Raw genomic sequence first — 16,210 nt, forward strand, 5'->3', positions numbered from 1 at the left:
AAAGCAACCAGCAAATGCCAGTTGCCGCTTGTTGGCGAAGTAAAACTTAGCGCTTTGAGAACTGCGGGCGCTTGCGAGCTTTCTTCAGACCATACTTCTTGCGTTCAACCATACGGGCGTCACGCGTGAGGAAACCGGCCTTCTTGAGCTCAGCACGATAATCGCCAGCCTCAAGCAGTGCGCGAGAAATGCCGTGACGCAGAGCACCAGCTTGACCAGAAATGCCACCACCGTTGATGTTGGCAATTACGTCGAAGTGATCTTGCGTGTCGGTTACCTTAAACGGTGCCTTCGCGATATCAACGAGAGCCTGACGGCCGAAATACTGCAGAGCATCGCGCTTGTTGACGATGATCTTGCCCGTGCCCGGAACAAGGCGAACGCGAGCAACTGCGTCCTTGCGACGACCGGTGCCGTAATACATTGCTTCACCTGTCATGACTAACCCTCCATCTCGATCTTGCGAGGCTGCTGAGCCATATGCGGATGCTCTGCACCAGCGTATACCTTGAGCTTCTTGCCCATGGCGCGACCCAACGTGTTCTTTGGCAACATACCCTTTACTGCGTGTTCAATAACGCGCTCAGGATGCTTTGCCATTGCCTCATCAAAGGTCTCTGACTTCAGGCCACCCGGATAACCGCTGTGGCGATAGTAGCTCTTAGTAGCTGCTTTGGTACCAGTAACGCGGATCTTGTCTGCGTTGATGATAACCACGAAGTCACCCGTGTCTACATGCGGCGTGTATTGCGGCTTGTGCTTACCCTTCAAAATCTGCGCGGCCTTTGCTGCGACGCGACCGAGAACCTGGTCCTCAGCGTCGATCAAGACCCATTCGCGCTCAACTTCGTTGGGCTTTGCGTAATACGTCTTCACTGTATTCCTCCAATAAGTGCTTGTTTGTTTTCAAAAGTGCAACGTGCGTTGGTGCTGGTTTCCTACGCCAGCGCGCTCGGTGTGGGCCTGGACTCCCTCCTTGAACGCTCCTTCGCAGAGATTGCGATTACGGGGCTTTTGAAAGCAACTTTAGAAGTGTAGTTCGTCTTGAGGATAAAAGTCAACGAAAAACCCGATGCAATGGATTGATTTACGCGTGATTTGCACAAATTCAAGCTAGTTCTCAGCTTCAAGTGCCTGCGCAATGTCAGCAATCAAATCTTGCGTATCCTCAATGCCACATGACAGTCGAATCAAATCAGGAGAAATACCTGCAGCAGCCAACTCTTCGTCGTTCATCTGGCGATGCGTAGCATTTGCAGGGTGAAGCACGCACGTACGCGCATCTGCAACATGCGTAGCAATCTGTGCAATCTTGAGATGCTTCATGAAACTCTCAGCCGCTTCCCTACCACCAGCAACGCCAAAACTTACAACGCCGCTTGCACCTGGTGTGAGGTACTTCTGTGCACGGGCAAATTCGCTATCTTCTTCCAAACCTGGATAGCGAACCCATGCCACACGAGGATGATCCCGCAGAAACTTCGCTACCTCTAAGCCATTTTTGTTGTGCTGCACCATACGCAGGTGCAAGCTTTCCAAACCAAGGTTAATAAGAAAGGCGTTTTGCGGAGATTGGATTGAACCCAAATCACGCATTAACTGAGCAGTCGCCTTAGTGATATAGGCACCTTCAAGACCAAAACGCTCCGTATATACCACGCCGTGATAGGTTTCATCTGCTTGCGTGAGACCAGGAAACTTATCGGGGTATGCCGTCCAATCAAATTTTCCCGAGTCCACAATCACACCGCCAACGCTTGCACCATGACCGTCAATGTATTTGGTGGTTGAATGCGTCACGATGTCGGCGCCCCACTCAATGGGTCGGCAATTAATAGGCGTAGGAAATGTGTTGTCCACAATAAGCGGCACTCCATGTGCATGCGCCGCGCAAGCAAAACGTTCAATATCTAGCACGGTTAGCGCGGGGTTAGCAATAGTTTCACCAAAAACCGCTTTGGTGTTGGGTTGAAATGCGGCTTCAAGTTCCTCATCGGAACAATCAGGCGAAACAAAGGTGCACTCCAAACCCATACGATGCATCGTATGTGCCAACAGATTATAGGTGCCACCATATATTGCCGAAGAAGCCACCGCATGATCTCCGGCACCTGCAATATTAAAGATGGCGAAGAAATTCGCAGCTTGACCTGAAGAGGTCAACATTGCCGCAGTTCCACCTTCAAGTTCAGCAATCTTCGCGGCAACAAAATCATTGGTGGGGTTTTGCAGACGCGTGTAAAAGTAACCGGATTCCTCTAAATCAAAAAGCTTTCCCATGTGTTCTGAAGTGTCATACTTCCACGTTGTAGATTGATAAATGGGAATCTGGCGAGGCTCGCCATCTCCGGGGCGATAACCACCCTGCACGCAAACAGTATTGATTGATTCACTCATAACAGGTCCTTTAAGCCTTTCGTAACGCGCCTGATCAAACAAAGCATTTTGGTTATTTTTGCACGCCGCCTATTATAATCAGGCGCCTTACCGTATCGGTAGAGATAAGTTTTCAATAGCTTGTTATTTAGTAATCATATAACCAGGCTTTCTGTTTTTCGCTATTATTACAACAGTCGCAGTGGCAAACATCTCTAGAGAAACAGCTTTGCCACCCTCTTTTTTAAACCACGACAAAGGAGTTTTTGTGCCAATACGTATTCCTGATGCGCTTCCAGCAACCGAAACACTCGAAAACGAAAATATCTTCGTTATGACCGAGAATCGCGCTATGCATCAGGATATTCGTACATTGCGTTTGTTGCTCCTCAACCTTATGCCCACAAAAATTGTTACGGAAACCCAGATTTTGAGGAAGCTCTCCAACACGCCTCTTCAAGTTGAAGTGGAGCTTTTACAAACAGTAAGTCACGATGCAAAAAATGTTTCCGTTGAACATCTGGCAGCATTTTATCGATCATTTGACCAGATCAAAGACGAGCGCTTTGACGGTATGATCATAACGGGAGCACCGGTTGAATTGCTTGATTTTGAAGACGTTGATTACTGGGAAGAGCTGTGCGAAATCATGGAATGGTCCAAGACCAACGTACACTCAACGCTTCATATTTGCTGGGGTGCGCAAGCGGCAATTTATTACCACTACGGAGTAAACAAGCATGCCCTTGATGCAAAGTGCTTTGGTGTTTTCCCTCATCAGGTGCTCAAAACATCGTCACCTTTATTGCGCGGATTTGATGATGTCTTTTTCGCCCCGCACTCACGCTACACCGAAGTAGATGCACAAGACATTGAAGACCACGACGCACTGGAGCTCTTAGCAGTCTCTGACGAAGCTGGTGTTTATGCAGCAAAAAGCCGTGATTCACGCCACTTCTTTGTGTTTGGGCATCCCGAATATGACACCGAGACCCTGCGCTTAGAATACGAACGCGACCTTGCGCGCGGGCTGGATATTGCGCCGCCGGCTCACTACTTTCCCAATGACGACCCAACCCAACAACCCAACTCCACGTGGAGATCGCACGCTCAGCTCCTCTATACGAATTGGCTGAACTACTACGTCTATCAGACAACGCCCTACGATCTCAATCAAGTTGGTGAAGTGCCACAGTCTCATGAAGATCAGAGCGAACACAAGCGTGCTTCCTACACGGTTGTCCCAACAACAAAACGTGCGCCTGGTGCGGCGCCATCGCCAGCAACCAAACGCACGAGTGAGTTTATTCGTCCTGAAAAGGAAGACGATGACGGCTATGATCCATTCAGCGACCGCCCTCCTTTAGCGGAACCGCTCTTTGAGCGTGATCCGTGGGCTTAATCTTCAGTCAGATAAAACATAAGGTCAGCAGCAGTATTAAGAGAATCCTCCTCCACTACCCAGCGATCATCTTCTTTGACGAGATCAAGTGAAACGGTACATTCTGCCAATTCGGTCGTATCAAGAGCCTCTTGAGCATATTGGCTCAGATACTCATATGCCTCCTCTTCCGAAGAAGCAGAGACATCTTCAGGAATAGCCTCAATGAGCGCCATTGCGAAACGAGGTACATCGTAGCTCTCAACATCAATAAGAACCATGGCCGAATCGCCAAAAACTGTAACTACGGGATCAGAGCTATCCACCTTAACGCTTTCAGCCATCCAATGGATGAACTCAGTTGGCTCAATACCAATATCAGAAAGCGAAACGCCTTTAGTAGCTTCGGTAAACAAGTCATCAGCCTGAGATGCCCACGTGTCTACCAGCGCACTATCGTCATCGATGCTCAAAAGTGCGGCTTCGGCAGCATCCAATACCGCCTGCTCATCATCGTCAAGATCGGCATCGGTTGCACTTGATGAGCTTGATGAGCTTGAATTTGAGTCAGAATCATACGTTGAGCTTGAGTAGGTATACTCGTATAAGTCATCGTAGTCATAATTGTTGTAAGCATAGTCAAGAGCAGCAATGCCAATTGCAAACATGGCAATATAAGCAACGAGGCAGACAACTGAGAAGATGATGCCTACAATACCGCAGATCTTGCCACCAGTAGCCTTGCCGTCTTTTCCGCAATCGCGTATATATTGACCAGCCAAAACAATAGCAACAATACCCAAGATGATACTGATGATGATTGTTCCCGAGAACAGGATTGAGCAGATACCGCATACAAGCGCCCCCACGGCCTTACCGTTGTTTTGAGGCTGTTGCACAACAGGCTGTCCGTAAACAGGTACACCTGGTGCAGCGCCATATGCGCCACCATAAGGTTGTGCGGGCTGCTGCGCATAGGGATCAGGCATTGGTTGTGTAGGCTGCACAGGCTGCGCCGGTTGCTCAGGCATCACTGGTTGCGCAGGCTGAACGGGCTGTGCGGGCTGTTCAGGCATTGCAGGTTGCGGCGTTTGCGGAACAGCAGATTGTGGCGCCTGTGGAACTGCAGGCTGAGCCGGTTGCTCAGGCATCACTGGTTGCGGCGTCTGCGGAACAGCGGGTTGTGCGGGCTGCTCAGGCTGTACAGGCTGAGGCACAGTTGGCTGCTCGGGCACGTCGGGGGTCTGTGGGGTGTTCGACGTTTCGTCTGACATGGTAAAACTCCTCTATGGTCGAAACAGTGGTTTCTTGTTGTATTCAAACCAAATTCAGTATAGGTCATTTCGCCCTTATTCCCTACAATAGCTTCTATTTTTAAGGACGAGAAATATCTCTGACGCCGCAAACAAAGCGTTCAAACGTAGAGATCTTACGTACAAAAGCCTTAACGAATAACCACTCCGAATTGTCTTATAATATGCGGCGTTGTCTGAAAAGCCGCTTTTGAAAGGCTGCATATGAACAAATCCACTGCATCAACCGATCAAACCACTCCGCCTTCTCAACCGTGGTTCAAACGATTGTCTTTAACGACTTGGATTTTCATTGCACTAATAGGTGGTGTACTTGTGGGCATTGCACTACAAGGCTCCCCCGAAATTGCTGACACCTACATAAAGCCTTTCGGAACTATTTTCTTAAACCTCATCAAGATGATTGTTGTTCCCCTGGTGCTTTTTTCAATCATTGCAGGTGTTGTTTCGCTTGATGACGTCAAAAAAGTCGGCGCAATTGGCGGCAAAACCGTGCTCTTTTATTTAGCTACAACTGCTTGTGCCGTCACATTAGGCTTGGTTTTTGCCAACATTATGAACGTTGGGGCAGGTTATACGATGCCCACCAACGATCTTTCATACGAAGCCACCACCCCACCATCGCTTATTGACACGCTTGTCAACATGTTTCCGAGTAACTTTGTTCAACCAATGGCTGATGCAACCATGCTGCAAGTCATCGTCATTGCAGTGGTGTTTGGGTTTGGCATGATTGCAGCGGGCGAAAAAGCAAAGCCTGTTATAGCAGTTTGCAATTCACTATCAGATGTTTGCATAGCCATTATGCGTGGCATCATTTTAGTGGCGCCTTTTGGTGTTTTTGGTCTCATATGCCCTGTTATTGCAAACAATGGTATTGAGGTGCTTCGTCCACTTTTATGGCTCATCGTAGTGGCCTATGTGGCTATGATCTGCCAGATTGTCTTTGTGTATTCAGGGATTATTAAGCTGTTTGCGCGCATGAATCCGCTCAAATTCTTAAAGGGCGAGCTACCCGTTATGGGTTTTGCTTTTGCATCTGCCTCTTCAGTTGGCACCCTTCCCATCAACATGGAATGCACCGAAAAGCTTGGCGCATCAAAAGAAGTTACGTCGTTTGTACTGCCGCTAGGAGCCACTATCAACATGGATGGCACTGCAATTTATCAGGGCGTATGCGCTATCTTTATCGCACAGGTTTTTGGGTTTGACCTGAGCTTGGGCCAGCAACTCACCGTTGTAATGACCTGCCTTTTGGCCTCTATTGGTACAGCAGGCGTTCCTGGCAGCGGTATGATCATGCTTGCCATGGTGTTGACTTCGGTAGGGTTGCCCGTAGAGGGCGTCGCACTTGTTGCAGGTGTCGACCGCATCTTAGACATGATGCGCACTGTCGTTAACGTCACCGGCGACGCCGCCGTTGCAACCTCAGTTGATGCCATGCAGAAGCGCAAGACTGCCCGTCTTACTAAGCGCAGTGCGTCCAGCTTATAAGCTTATCGGCGCTCACGTCCTCAAGCGAATACACCGCATAATCTGCAAGTTCGGCAAGCTCGGCATAGGTACCAGCCAAGTCATCATCGTAGACACCAAGCGTGCGATATTCTGCATGGCGAAGTGTGGCAAGTGCATATGCCGCGTCTTCAACACCCCAGGTATTTGCAAGTGATGTACCCATAAGAGCACGCGCATGTTCATATACCGCAGCTGAGCGCTTTGATTCACCAACGTCATCAACTGAAACAATTGCGCAAAGATACGGCGCAAAACCACAATGCTCAAGGGCGGCAACCAAAAGCGGTTTTGGTGTAGATGACGCCACCGAAACTGGCATACCGCGTTCGCTCAGTTCACGCACTAGTTCTCGTGCACCTGGTAGCGCAGTAGCACGCGTGGTATAAAAATCCATCATAGCTTGATGAATCATGCCAACTACGTCTTCCGCTGATTCACCCAGACCAAACCGCTCAAAAAATATGTGCCCCACCTCAGGAATTGAGCTTGCAGCAATCTCATCAATATCAGCAACCGTCAGGATTACGCCCGCGCGTTTCGCCAGGTCATCTTCAACCTCACGCCACACGCCCATTGAATCAATCAGCGTGCCATCGCAGTCAAAGATGACTCCTATCTGATCTGTGGATTCCTGCAACATATACGCTATTCCTTCACGCCATACTGCTCATAATACGCATTAATAGCCGCCAGCGTGTCGTTATTGATAACCACGCGACCAGCTACTTCACGATTGTGCAAATATTCAACAACCTCCGCCATTGACACGATGGAGGTCACCGGGAAGCCGTACTTTTCTTGCACTTCTTGCTGCGCGGTCACTTGACCACCTTTGCCAACTTCCATGCGATTAAGCGATACCACCAATCCCACAACATCCACATCGGCAGCAGCGCGAAGCAATGGATAGGTCTCGTCAATAGATTTACCTGATGTGGTGACATCTTCAACCATGATCACACGGTCTCCGTCATGGAGTTGACTACCAAGCATGTTGCCCGCATCGGCACCGTGGTCTTTTACTTCTTTGCGATTTGCGCAGTAGCGAACCTCTTTACCGTAGAGCTCTTGAAGTGCCATTGCGGTAATAACCGCAAGCGGAATTCCTTTATAGGCCGGGCCAAACACGACATCAAAATCAAGACCAAAAGCCTCGTTAATGGCTTGCGCGTAATAGAGACCCAAACGATGGAGCTGCTCTCCGGTAACGTAAGCGCCTGCATTCATAAAAAACGGTGATTTCCTGCCACTTTTCAGCGTAAAATCGCCAAACTTCAGCACGTCGCTTTCAACCATAAATTCAATGAATTCTTGCTTGTAACGCTCCATACCGCCACCTTTCATAGCGCATTTCACTTTAAATCTGTTGCGTATTAGAGTACTTCAAAACTACCAAATACATGACAACAATCCCTAAAGAGCCTGCAAAACGAGGGCGAAGCTTGCCTTATAATGAACGCAGCGTATCAACGGGCTCACAAAGAATTGCAGGGATCACCATCAACGCTTCAATTGACATCATTGTAACCGCACATAATATGCAAGATTGCCTGGATGAATGCCTCACCTCGCTTGCCGCACAAACTCATTCCGACTTTCGCGTCTTCATTATTGAAGACGGCTCGACAGATCAAACAGCAATCAGAGCACAGAACTTCGCTGAACACGATCAGCGCTTCCATGTTATCTCTACTCCAGGATTAGGCGCTGCCGGTGCCCGCAACCATGGGCTTGCACTCGTTGAAGCCCCTGCATTTATGCTCCTTGATGGCGACGACATTTTTCATCCCACCATGTTGTCCCGGCTCTTATCGGCAATGAACAGCACCGATGCTGACGTTGTTGTCTGCGATATGGTGCAATTTGTTCACGATACCACGCGCCCTCATGCTCACCGTGAGCGCGTTAGAGCGCCGTGGTCGCTCAAAAAAAGCCAGCTTCCTCATTTCGGTTCCGCGGACTGGTTGGCGCACCCCTGGGTTAACGAGAGAACCATCCCGGGCAACCTCTTCGCCGCCTTCATGGGCTGGCCTTGGGACAAGCTCTACAAGACTTCTTTTGTTCGCCAACATGGCCTGAGTTTCCCAGAAGATCTCACCAATAGCGAAGACATGCTCTTTACCTATGAGGCGCTTGTTTTGGCATCTCGTATTGCCGTGGTTGATGAAGTGCTGATAGACCACCGCATTGAGCGTGGTGGTTCAGTGTCAAATTCGCGAACTTCCGATCCGCTTGCTTTTTACGTGGCGCTCAGCCGGATGAAATCCTTCTTAAAAAATCGTCCGCAAAATGCGTGGAAAAGATTGCAAAAACCATTTCTCAACTGGGCTTTTGACTGGACGCTGTGGAATATTGAAACCCTGGGTGAAAGCGATGCACAATCGCGTCTTATCCACCTGCTTCACGACAACGCCTTTGACCTTCTTGAGTTAACCGAACATGATCCGGCATATTTCAGCGAGTATCCGCGTTCGCTGGCACGCTATGCCTCGCTTTTAGACGACGAAGCAGCGCGCACGCCAGGATTTAACCCTAATGCCGGCCCTCTTGGTGCGCTCAATGCGCTTCCTTATGGAGCATTTAAACCGTGGTCACAAGCAAATATCTTTGAGAAATTGCAGATCAAACACCGCATGCGCCAAAATATCCCGAGCGAATGGTAGTGCGCACAAGCTACCATTTATCCGGTGATACCAACCGAGACTTCAGCCAACTCGGACCCGCCATGAATACGCGACCCAGTTTATACGTTCGCGAGCCTGTAATCTCGTCATATACATCGCGAATGCGCTCAAAGACATCCCAGATAAACATGTCGAAGTCCAAACGATCACGCAACTCAAGTGTATCGCGATACGCGCTAACGTCAGTCTCATCAATGTCAAACAAATAACGCGCTGCCACGTGATAGGTGTCAAATACGCGCGCCCCGAATGCATCGCAGAATTCTTGCGAATAATTGCCACCCTGCTCATAGAGCCACCCGCGCAGTGCTTGCGCCACACGAAACAGCCCATCAACATTACGCATACTAAAATGCTGCGTCATGATTGACCCTTCGCGCATACGACGCATATACAAGGGCTCATTCAAAAAGCTTACACGCTTTGGCAGCACAATCATCTGGAGCAAAAAGAGTAAGTCCTCATGAATGATGCCTTCCAGAAAGCGTAAATTCGCTTGCTCAAGCAAGGCTCGTTGCACCGCAAACAAGCAAGCTGAAGGTCGAAACGATTTCGTTTCTTCAAACCGCACGTAAAACTCAGGTCCACTCAAAACTTCATCAATGTTTTCGCGCGTTGCTTGGTCTTCAAAGCGCTCGCGGCGCAAGCGTGCATTTTCATAAAATGTTTCAGCGCCAAAAAACAGCACATCCAACTGATCAGCATCAATACGTGCAGCAAGACGTTCAAGCGCATCATCTACGTAGTAGTCATCGGAGTCCAAAAATAAGACATAGTCACCGCGTGCATGCTCAAGCCCCACATTGCGTACCGCCGACAATCCGGCATTGTCTTCTTGCGCGTACAGCGAAAAACGCTCGTCGTCGCCAATACATGTCTCAATACGCTCTCGCGTTGCATCAGTAGACGCATCATCAATTACCAGCACTTCAAAATCAGCATACGTTTGCCGCTTGAGCGCTTCAAGGCACGCTTCAATATAGTCCTCAACGTTGTAGGCTGCGACAATAATGGAGAACTTCACGCACAACTCCCCCGCCTAGTTGTTATCGGCATCAACATCAATACCAGCTTGCTTGCGCGCATGCTCGCTTGATTTTGTTAACTCCTCATGGGCACGGCGCAGCTTTTCCACATCTTCATCCTTGATCTTATCAAGACGCTTATCCAAAAGCCGCTGCACTTCGGCGTAGTTTTTGCGAATGGTCTTTTTCTCTTCCTTGTCCATATCTTTGCCCAGCTGAGATACGGCAGCCTGTGCGGCTGATGCCATGCGCTGTGCATCATAGCACAACTCCAACAGATTCCTTCGCGCATTATCCTGTGCCGCATATTCATCAGCCTCACGCATAGCCTGCTCAATCTCATCATCAGACATGCGTTTTGAGTCATCAATAGTAATGGACTGCTCTTTGCCCGTATCCAAATCTTTTGCCGAAACGGTTAAGATTCCGTTGGCATCAATGTCAAAGGTAACCTCAATTTGCGGAACGCCAGCGCGAGCGCGCTTGATGCCCTTTAAGCGGAAGGTACCAACCAACTTGTTATCTTTAGCCATCGGACGCTCGCCCTGCAGCACCTTAACGTCAACGCTTGTCTGATACGACGTTGCAGTAGAGAAGATCTGCGAATAATGCACAGGCAGTGTGGTGTTGCGCTCAACAATGCGTGTGGCAACGCCGCCTACGGTTTCAATGGATAGACTCAACGGCGTTACATCCAAAAGAAGCAAGCTATCTGCGCGCACGATACCCGTGCATGCCTCTGCAAGCGTAGCCGCTTGCATGGCTGCACCACAGGCAACGCACTCATCAGGGTTTATAGAAGATGCTGGCTCTTTGCCCGTCAGCGCGCGGACATGCGCTTGAACCGCAGGTATACGCGTCGAGCCGCCAACCAGTAGCACGCATCCCAGCTCTGAGGCAGCAATGCCAGCATCATTGAGCGCAGATTCCACTGGATGAGTGGTGCGCTCTACTAAATCTTTGGTAAGCGAATCAAATGTTGCACGCGTCACCGTTGTTTCAAAATGGAGCGGACCTGTTGCATTTTGCGCCAAAAATGGCAGGTTAACCACGGTAGACTCAACGGAGGACAATTCTTTTTTCGCCTGCTCAGCAGCTTCGCGAACGCGTTGCATTGCAGCCAAATTACGCGTGATATTCTCGCCCGTTTGGCGCTTAAACTCGTCAACTAAATAGTTTGTCAAACGTTCATCAAAATCATCGCCACCCAAATGGTTGTCGCCCGAAGTTGCTAAAACCTCAATAACGTCACCACCAATTTCAATAATGGAAACGTCAAAGGTGCCACCACCTAAGTCATACACCATAACCTTTTGCGGCTCTCCATTATCCAAGCCATAAGCAAGAGCGGCTGCCGTTGGTTCATTAATGATACGCATAACGTCCAAGCCAGCAATTCTGCCAGCATCTTTTGTGGCCTGACGCTGAGCATCGTCAAAATAAGCGGGAACGGTAATAACGGCTTGCGTCACCTCTTGTCCCAAAAATGCCTCAGCATCACGGCGCAGCTTGCGAACAATCATGGCTGAAAGCTCTTGAGGAGTGTAGCGCTTACCATCAACTGCTGCACGCCAATCACTTCCCATATGACGTTTCACTGAGGTAATGGTGCGCTCAGGATTGACTGCTGCTTGACGCTGAGCAACCGCGCCCACCAAGCGCTCGCCATCTTTGGAAAACGCCAGCACAGAAGGTGTAGTGCGCTCTCCCTCGGCATTCGCTATAACCGTAGGTCTGCCGCCTTCTACCGTTGCTACACAACTATTTGTTGTTCCCAGGTCAATTCCAATCGTTGCAGCCATAGCCGTTTCCTTTCATATCAGCTAAGCCTTCCCGCCTAGCTGGATCATCTATTAAAACCCAATGCAGAGTCGGGGAAGCATTACGCATCCGTACTGCGCACAACAGCAAATACAACAGAGGCGCATTGGATCAATGACACCCATGTTAAAGCCACGCGCCTGTCCGGTTTCTTGATAGGTTTGCGAACCAAAGCGAATATATTCCAGCATCTGCATATACTCAGGATTGTCAGGATCCATGCGCGCCGCGCGACGTATCTGCTCAAGCGCCATCATGGAATTACCTGCTAAATGGTGCGCCCATGCGCTCACAAAATACCATCGCGCGTTGCGACCATCACTGGTAACCGCATTCAGTTCATCAATTGCAAGCTTGTACTGACCTGTGTTTATATGTTCAATAGCCTGGCGAACCAACGGCAGATCATGAACCTCTGGCGTGGGTTTTTTCACACCACGTGCAGCTGTGCCTGCGCCCCCAAAGCCGAACAAATCATCAAAATTTATTGTTGTCCACCCATAAGGACCTGCTTGATTGGGGTCTTGATAATCATCTCCCCTATAGCCATAGGCAAAGGGATTATCATGCCCACGAGGATCTGCTCCTGGTTGGGTATACCCACTCTGAGCCTGACGCGCTTGCTGCTGTGCCGCTTGACGACGATCTTGAGCAGCGTATTTATCCGGATTGATAATACGATCATACGCTTCATTAATTTGGTTCATGCGCTCTTCAGCAGCAGGATCATTGGGATTGAGGTCGGGGTGATTTTCACGAGCTTTTTTGCGATAAGCCTTCTTCACTTCATCCAGCGAAGCATTGCGGCTTACTCCCAAAATCTCATAGGGATCTTTAATCACCAGACTGCTCCTTCGCTTCTATCTGTTGGGCGTTATAGTCGTGCCAAACGCCCGCATATACCACACTTTGCAAAACATGCGCATCGCGCTCAAGCGGGAACTTTTCAAATGCTTGCGCCGTCTCATGAGCAAGCATTACCACGTCTTCAAAAGCGTCTTGCGCGTCACTATCATGCAATACAAAAGGATTATAGTTGCCCGAAACCCGATCTTTGTCCATATCCAACAAAGCATCCATCATGTACACAAGCCGTCCAAGCTTCATGCCAAAAAAGCGCAACTCGTCAGCCCAAAAATCATCTCGCCATGCAAAGATTTCAGCAAGTGCTCGCCCAAATGCCGTAGCTGCCCGATCCATCTCCTTTTGGGCATCAGACGCTCTCTCAATGGCGTCAATATCTAAAAGAGCCTGCTCAAGCGTCTCACACTGACGCGGATAGCGCTTGCTCACTTCTTGATAGCGTTTTGATAGCGCTTGTGCATAAGCGCGCTGAGTAAACGATCGATCGTCTTTCCAATCGTCAAGACATTTGTGATAAATCAGTGCCACTGTCATAGCGGCGGCATAATCTACTGCTAACGTATTAACACACACACGTGCTTTAAACGGATGCGGTGCGCAGCGCTTTTGCGTTGTTTCTTCATCAAGTTCATAGAGCGAACCCAGCAGCATTGCCAAAAATGCCATGTCATAGGTAAGCCCAAAGCGCGCTAGCTGGCTTTGATTGTCACCAAGCGCATGGCAAAGCCCGCAATACAGCGAAAGATAGCGTTGCCGTTCATGCTCTTCAAGCTGATCAAGATGAGGTGTCACATACCCAAACATGACTCAGACGCGCGCCTTTGCAATAAGAGACTCCAACGCGTGAAAGCCCTCCATAATGGTGGCGAATGTCTCAGGGGTCTCACCTGCAAACAGTTGCTTGTTTTTCTGGCGAACTGTTTGTGCGATAACTCCCAAAAGCTCGCGTCCCTGCTTGGTGACAAACAACTCACACGCACGCCGATCTTGATTATTGCGCTTCCGTTCAATCAGACCGGAATTTTCTAATTTACGACAGATGGCAGAAAAATTCGTGCGCAAGATTCCTGCGCGCTGCGAGAGCTCCGACAACGTCACGCCGGGCTGCTGCTGCAACATGACCAGCACGTGAAGCTGCTGAAGCGTAATTCCGTACTCCAAACAAACAGGTGCCACGCACTCACGCAGTAAGTTTTTGAGATCATAAGCTAATATGACCAGCTCGCGCTCGAATTCGTCAACATACATAAACGCGCCTTAGGATTTGTGCATGTCTTCAGTTTTGCACTTCGGGCAAACAACGCGCATCATGCCCTTGCCCTTCGGCACCGACAGTATTTGCCCGCACCCTTTACAGCGAAAATAATCAGTATCAGGATGCTCGCGCTTGGTCTTTGCAAGCGAAATTGCCCCCATTGGCTTTTCAAACAAACGCACAAAAGCAGCATTTTCGCGCTCTCGAGCAGCGGTATTGCGAGAATACGCACGAATAATGGCAACGATAAGCAGTACAAGCGAAAGCCATTGCAATAATGCCAAACCTGGAATAAACGAAACGAACATTAAAATGACGCCCAGAATAACCAAAAAATTTGAAAGTGCATCAATACCATGGCGACCCTGCATAATCTGAGCGAGCCGATCTTTCATGTTAGACATTGCAAACCTCCTTGTCAGGGCAACAAAAACGCTCCCTGTCAAAAGCATTTGGGTTGCGGCTAGTTATAAGAATATACCTAATATAGCACACCGCATACCTTGCTTAGACAAAGGAGCGCTTTTATGTGTGACACCCAAATGAGACCGATTGACCTCAGGTGACAGATTGCTCAGTTTGTACCAAATACGGCTGGACGCTTGCCCGTGTTAGTCTTCAACGCGAATAACACTCGGCTCATCGCGCAGCACATCTTCAAGCTGAGCAATCTCGTCCAACACAGCTCGAACGTTAGATTCACGTGCCGTGTGCGTTACATATGCCAAGTTCACAATACCGCCAGATTTCTGACCGCGTTGAATAACCGAACGAACTGAAACATCATGTTTAGCAAACACGCCCGCCGTTGCTGACAAAACACCTGGTCTGTCGGCAACGGTGAAGCGAATGTAGTATTTTGTCTTCAAATCAGACATAGGCACAATGGGCAGATCATCTGTGCACGTACAACCCACGAGCGGCGCAACATTCGCCTGAAGACGACGCGCCATATCCATCACGTCGCCCATGACAGCACTTGCAGCAGGACCAGCACCAGCACCAGGGCCAAAGAACATGGTCTCGCCTACCGCATCTCCTACCACATAAATTGCGTTCATTACGCCATTTACGGTTGCCAGCTGATGATTGAGCGGCAACATAGTAGGATGCACGCGCACATCTATGCCGTCTGGCGTGCGATGTGCAATAGCCAAAAGCTTCACGCAGTAGCCCATATCGCGCGCTGCCTCAAGATCAACAGGTGAGATATGAGTAATACCCTCAGTGAAGACCTCATCAAGCGTAACGCGTGAGTTAAATGCAATGGAAGCCAAAATGGCAATTTTAGCAGCGGCATCAAAGCCCCCGACATCAGCTGTTGGATCGGCTTCAGCAAAGCCCTTCATCTGCGCCTCGCGCAGCACTTCGCTGTAATCACTTCCCTGCTCAGCCATGCTAGTCAGCATATAGTTGGTTGTACCGTTCACAATGCCCATGACCGTCAAGATCTCATTGGAGATAAGACAGTGCTTAAGCGGATCAATAATAGGAATACCGCCTCCGACGCTTGCCTCAAAAGCAATTTCGCGACCAGCAGCCTCTGCAGCCTCCATGATTTCTTGTCCGTGGGTTGCCATGAGCGCTTTGTTGGCAGTTACGACATTTTTCCCTGCGGCCAAGGCACCTAACACCACATTGCGCGCAACGGTGGTGCCACCAATCAGCTCAATAACAATATCAATTTCAGGATCAGAGAGAATCTCTTGGTAATCATCGGTAAAGATGTCGGCAACCCCATGTTCTTCTGCTTGCTCAGGATTGCGAGAGCAGACACGCACCAATTCCATCTCAATGCCATAATGACGAGCGAAGTCATCGGCGTGTTTCTTCAGAATATCAATGCAGCCGCCTCCGACGGTGCCCGTTCCTACCAAACCAAGTTTAATTGTCATGCACGCTCTCCTTAAGCGATAGGTCAGCCTCTATCAGCCAACTCATTACGGTTCAAACCACTCTCTGCTTGAAAGCTATCC

General features: G+C 49.3%; 16 protein-coding genes. 3 read left to right on the forward strand and 13 right to left on the reverse strand.

The window, feature by feature from the left end; all coding sequences use genetic code 11:
* Positions 1 to 46 precede the first annotated feature (46 nt).
* The 3 genes from rpsI to NFR28_RS00725 form a co-directional block, all read right to left on the reverse strand.
* Positions 47 to 439: a 30S ribosomal protein S9 gene (gene rpsI / locus NFR28_RS00715; RefSeq protein ID WP_120359945.1), complete on the reverse strand. Its 393-nt coding sequence runs from the start codon at positions 437 to 439 to the stop codon at positions 47 to 49.
* Positions 440 to 441: 2 nt separating this feature from the next.
* Positions 442 to 876, reverse strand: a complete 435-nt coding sequence (gene rplM, locus NFR28_RS00720) for a 50S ribosomal protein L13 (protein ID WP_120359946.1) — start codon at positions 874 to 876, stop codon at positions 442 to 444.
* 237 nt (positions 877 to 1,113) lie between these two features.
* Positions 1,114 to 2,397, reverse strand: coding sequence for an O-acetylhomoserine aminocarboxypropyltransferase/cysteine synthase family protein (locus NFR28_RS00725; RefSeq protein WP_251177923.1), 1,284 nt, complete (start codon positions 2,395 to 2,397; stop codon positions 1,114 to 1,116).
* 247 nt (positions 2,398 to 2,644) lie between these two features.
* Between NFR28_RS00725 and metA the strand changes: the two genes are divergently transcribed.
* Complete coding sequence (gene metA / locus NFR28_RS00730; RefSeq protein WP_338025890.1) at positions 2,645 to 3,778, forward strand: homoserine O-acetyltransferase MetA; 1,134 nt, start codon at positions 2,645 to 2,647, stop codon at positions 3,776 to 3,778.
* Here metA and NFR28_RS00735 read toward each other — a convergent pair.
* Positions 3,775 to 5,031 (reverse strand): hypothetical protein, encoded by a 1,257-nt coding sequence (locus tag NFR28_RS00735; RefSeq protein ID WP_251177924.1) that lies wholly within the window; start codon positions 5,029 to 5,031, stop codon positions 3,775 to 3,777. The genes metA and NFR28_RS00735 overlap by 4 nt on opposite strands.
* Positions 5,032 to 5,274: 243 nt before the next feature.
* Here NFR28_RS00735 and NFR28_RS00740 point away from each other — a divergent pair, with 243 nt between their 5' ends.
* The gene (locus NFR28_RS00740) at positions 5,275 to 6,564 is read left to right on the forward strand and encodes a dicarboxylate/amino acid:cation symporter (RefSeq protein WP_251177925.1); all 1,290 of its coding nucleotides are present in this window, start codon (positions 5,275 to 5,277) and stop codon (positions 6,562 to 6,564) included.
* On the opposite strand, the gene NFR28_RS00745 is transcribed toward NFR28_RS00740, so the two are convergent.
* Positions 6,539 to 7,225 (reverse strand): HAD family hydrolase, encoded by a 687-nt coding sequence (locus NFR28_RS00745; protein ID WP_251177926.1) that lies wholly within the window; start codon positions 7,223 to 7,225, stop codon positions 6,539 to 6,541. The two genes, NFR28_RS00740 and NFR28_RS00745, sit on opposite strands and share 26 nt — an antisense overlap.
* 5 nt (positions 7,226 to 7,230) lie before the next feature.
* On the reverse strand, positions 7,231 to 7,914 hold the full coding sequence (gene pyrE, locus NFR28_RS00750) for an orotate phosphoribosyltransferase (RefSeq protein WP_251177927.1): 684 nt from the start codon (positions 7,912 to 7,914) through the stop codon (positions 7,231 to 7,233).
* A 71-nt stretch (positions 7,915 to 7,985) separates the two neighbouring features.
* Between pyrE and NFR28_RS00755 the strand changes: the two genes are divergently transcribed.
* Positions 7,986 to 9,248 carry a glycosyltransferase gene (locus NFR28_RS00755; RefSeq protein ID WP_251177928.1) on the forward strand — a complete coding sequence of 421 codons (1,263 nt, stop codon included), beginning with the start codon at positions 7,986 to 7,988 and terminating at the stop codon, positions 9,246 to 9,248.
* Positions 9,249 to 9,258: 10 nt separating this feature from the next.
* Here the strand turns inward: NFR28_RS00755 and NFR28_RS00760 are convergent, their stop codons facing one another.
* The 7 genes from NFR28_RS00760 to NFR28_RS00790 form a co-directional block, all read right to left on the reverse strand.
* Complete coding sequence (locus NFR28_RS00760; RefSeq protein WP_251177929.1) at positions 9,259 to 10,293, reverse strand: glycosyltransferase family 2 protein; 1,035 nt, start codon at positions 10,291 to 10,293, stop codon at positions 9,259 to 9,261.
* A gap of 15 nt (positions 10,294 to 10,308) precedes the next feature.
* A complete protein-coding gene (dnaK, locus tag NFR28_RS00765) occupies positions 10,309 to 12,096 on the reverse strand; it encodes a molecular chaperone DnaK (RefSeq protein ID WP_251177930.1) in 1,788 nt (595 codons plus the stop codon).
* A gap of 51 nt (positions 12,097 to 12,147) precedes the next feature.
* Positions 12,148 to 12,957, reverse strand: a complete 810-nt coding sequence (locus tag NFR28_RS00770) for a DnaJ domain-containing protein (RefSeq protein WP_251177931.1) — start codon at positions 12,955 to 12,957, stop codon at positions 12,148 to 12,150.
* Positions 12,950 to 13,783, reverse strand: a complete 834-nt coding sequence (locus NFR28_RS00775) for a DUF5685 family protein (RefSeq protein ID WP_251177932.1) — start codon at positions 13,781 to 13,783, stop codon at positions 12,950 to 12,952. The genes NFR28_RS00770 and NFR28_RS00775 overlap by 8 nt, the downstream gene beginning before the upstream one ends.
* A 3-nt stretch (positions 13,784 to 13,786) precedes the next feature.
* Positions 13,787 to 14,227: a MarR family winged helix-turn-helix transcriptional regulator gene (locus NFR28_RS00780; protein ID WP_251177933.1), complete on the reverse strand. Its 441-nt coding sequence runs from the start codon at positions 14,225 to 14,227 to the stop codon at positions 13,787 to 13,789.
* 9 nt (positions 14,228 to 14,236) lie between these two features.
* Positions 14,237 to 14,638 carry a hypothetical protein gene (locus NFR28_RS00785; RefSeq protein WP_251177934.1) on the reverse strand — a complete coding sequence of 134 codons (402 nt, stop codon included), beginning with the start codon at positions 14,636 to 14,638 and terminating at the stop codon, positions 14,237 to 14,239.
* Positions 14,639 to 14,845: 207 nt separating this feature from the next.
* Positions 14,846 to 16,129, reverse strand: a complete 1,284-nt coding sequence (locus NFR28_RS00790) for a homoserine dehydrogenase (protein WP_251177935.1) — start codon at positions 16,127 to 16,129, stop codon at positions 14,846 to 14,848.
* Positions 16,130 to 16,210 lie beyond the last annotated feature (81 nt).

The organism is Adlercreutzia agrestimuris (assembly GCF_943193125.1).
Lineage (GTDB): Bacteria > Actinomycetota > Coriobacteriia > Coriobacteriales > Eggerthellaceae > Xiamenia > Xiamenia agrestimuris.

What these genes read in the sequence shown, in the direction of transcription:
- rpsI (WP_120359945.1), bottom strand. Translation starts at nt 439, where the DNA reads ATGACAGGTGAAGCAATGTATTACGGCACCGGTCGTCGCAAGGACGCA.
- NFR28_RS00725 (WP_251177923.1), bottom strand. Translation starts at nt 2,397, where the DNA reads ATGAGTGAATCAATCAATACTGTTTGCGTGCAGGGTGGTTATCGCCCC.
- NFR28_RS00735 (WP_251177924.1), bottom strand. Translation starts at nt 5,031, where the DNA reads ATGTCAGACGAAACGTCGAACACCCCACAGACCCCCGACGTGCCCGAG.
- NFR28_RS00740 (WP_251177925.1), top strand. Translation starts at nt 5,275, where the DNA reads ATGAACAAATCCACTGCATCAACCGATCAAACCACTCCGCCTTCTCAA.
- NFR28_RS00745 (WP_251177926.1), bottom strand. Translation starts at nt 7,225, where the DNA reads ATGTTGCAGGAATCCACAGATCAGATAGGAGTCATCTTTGACTGCGAT.
- pyrE (WP_251177927.1), bottom strand. Translation starts at nt 7,914, where the DNA reads ATGGAGCGTTACAAGCAAGAATTCATTGAATTTATGGTTGAAAGCGAC.
- NFR28_RS00755 (WP_251177928.1), top strand. Translation starts at nt 7,986, where the DNA reads ATGACAACAATCCCTAAAGAGCCTGCAAAACGAGGGCGAAGCTTGCCT.
- dnaK (WP_251177930.1), bottom strand. Translation starts at nt 12,096, where the DNA reads ATGGCTGCAACGATTGGAATTGACCTGGGAACAACAAATAGTTGTGTA.
- NFR28_RS00775 (WP_251177932.1), bottom strand. Translation starts at nt 13,783, where the DNA reads ATGTTTGGGTATGTGACACCTCATCTTGATCAGCTTGAAGAGCATGAA.
- NFR28_RS00780 (WP_251177933.1), bottom strand. Translation starts at nt 14,227, where the DNA reads ATGTATGTTGACGAATTCGAGCGCGAGCTGGTCATATTAGCTTATGAT.
- NFR28_RS00785 (WP_251177934.1), bottom strand. Translation starts at nt 14,638, where the DNA reads ATGTCTAACATGAAAGATCGGCTCGCTCAGATTATGCAGGGTCGCCAT.
- NFR28_RS00790 (WP_251177935.1), bottom strand. Translation starts at nt 16,129, where the DNA reads ATGACAATTAAACTTGGTTTGGTAGGAACGGGCACCGTCGGAGGCGGC.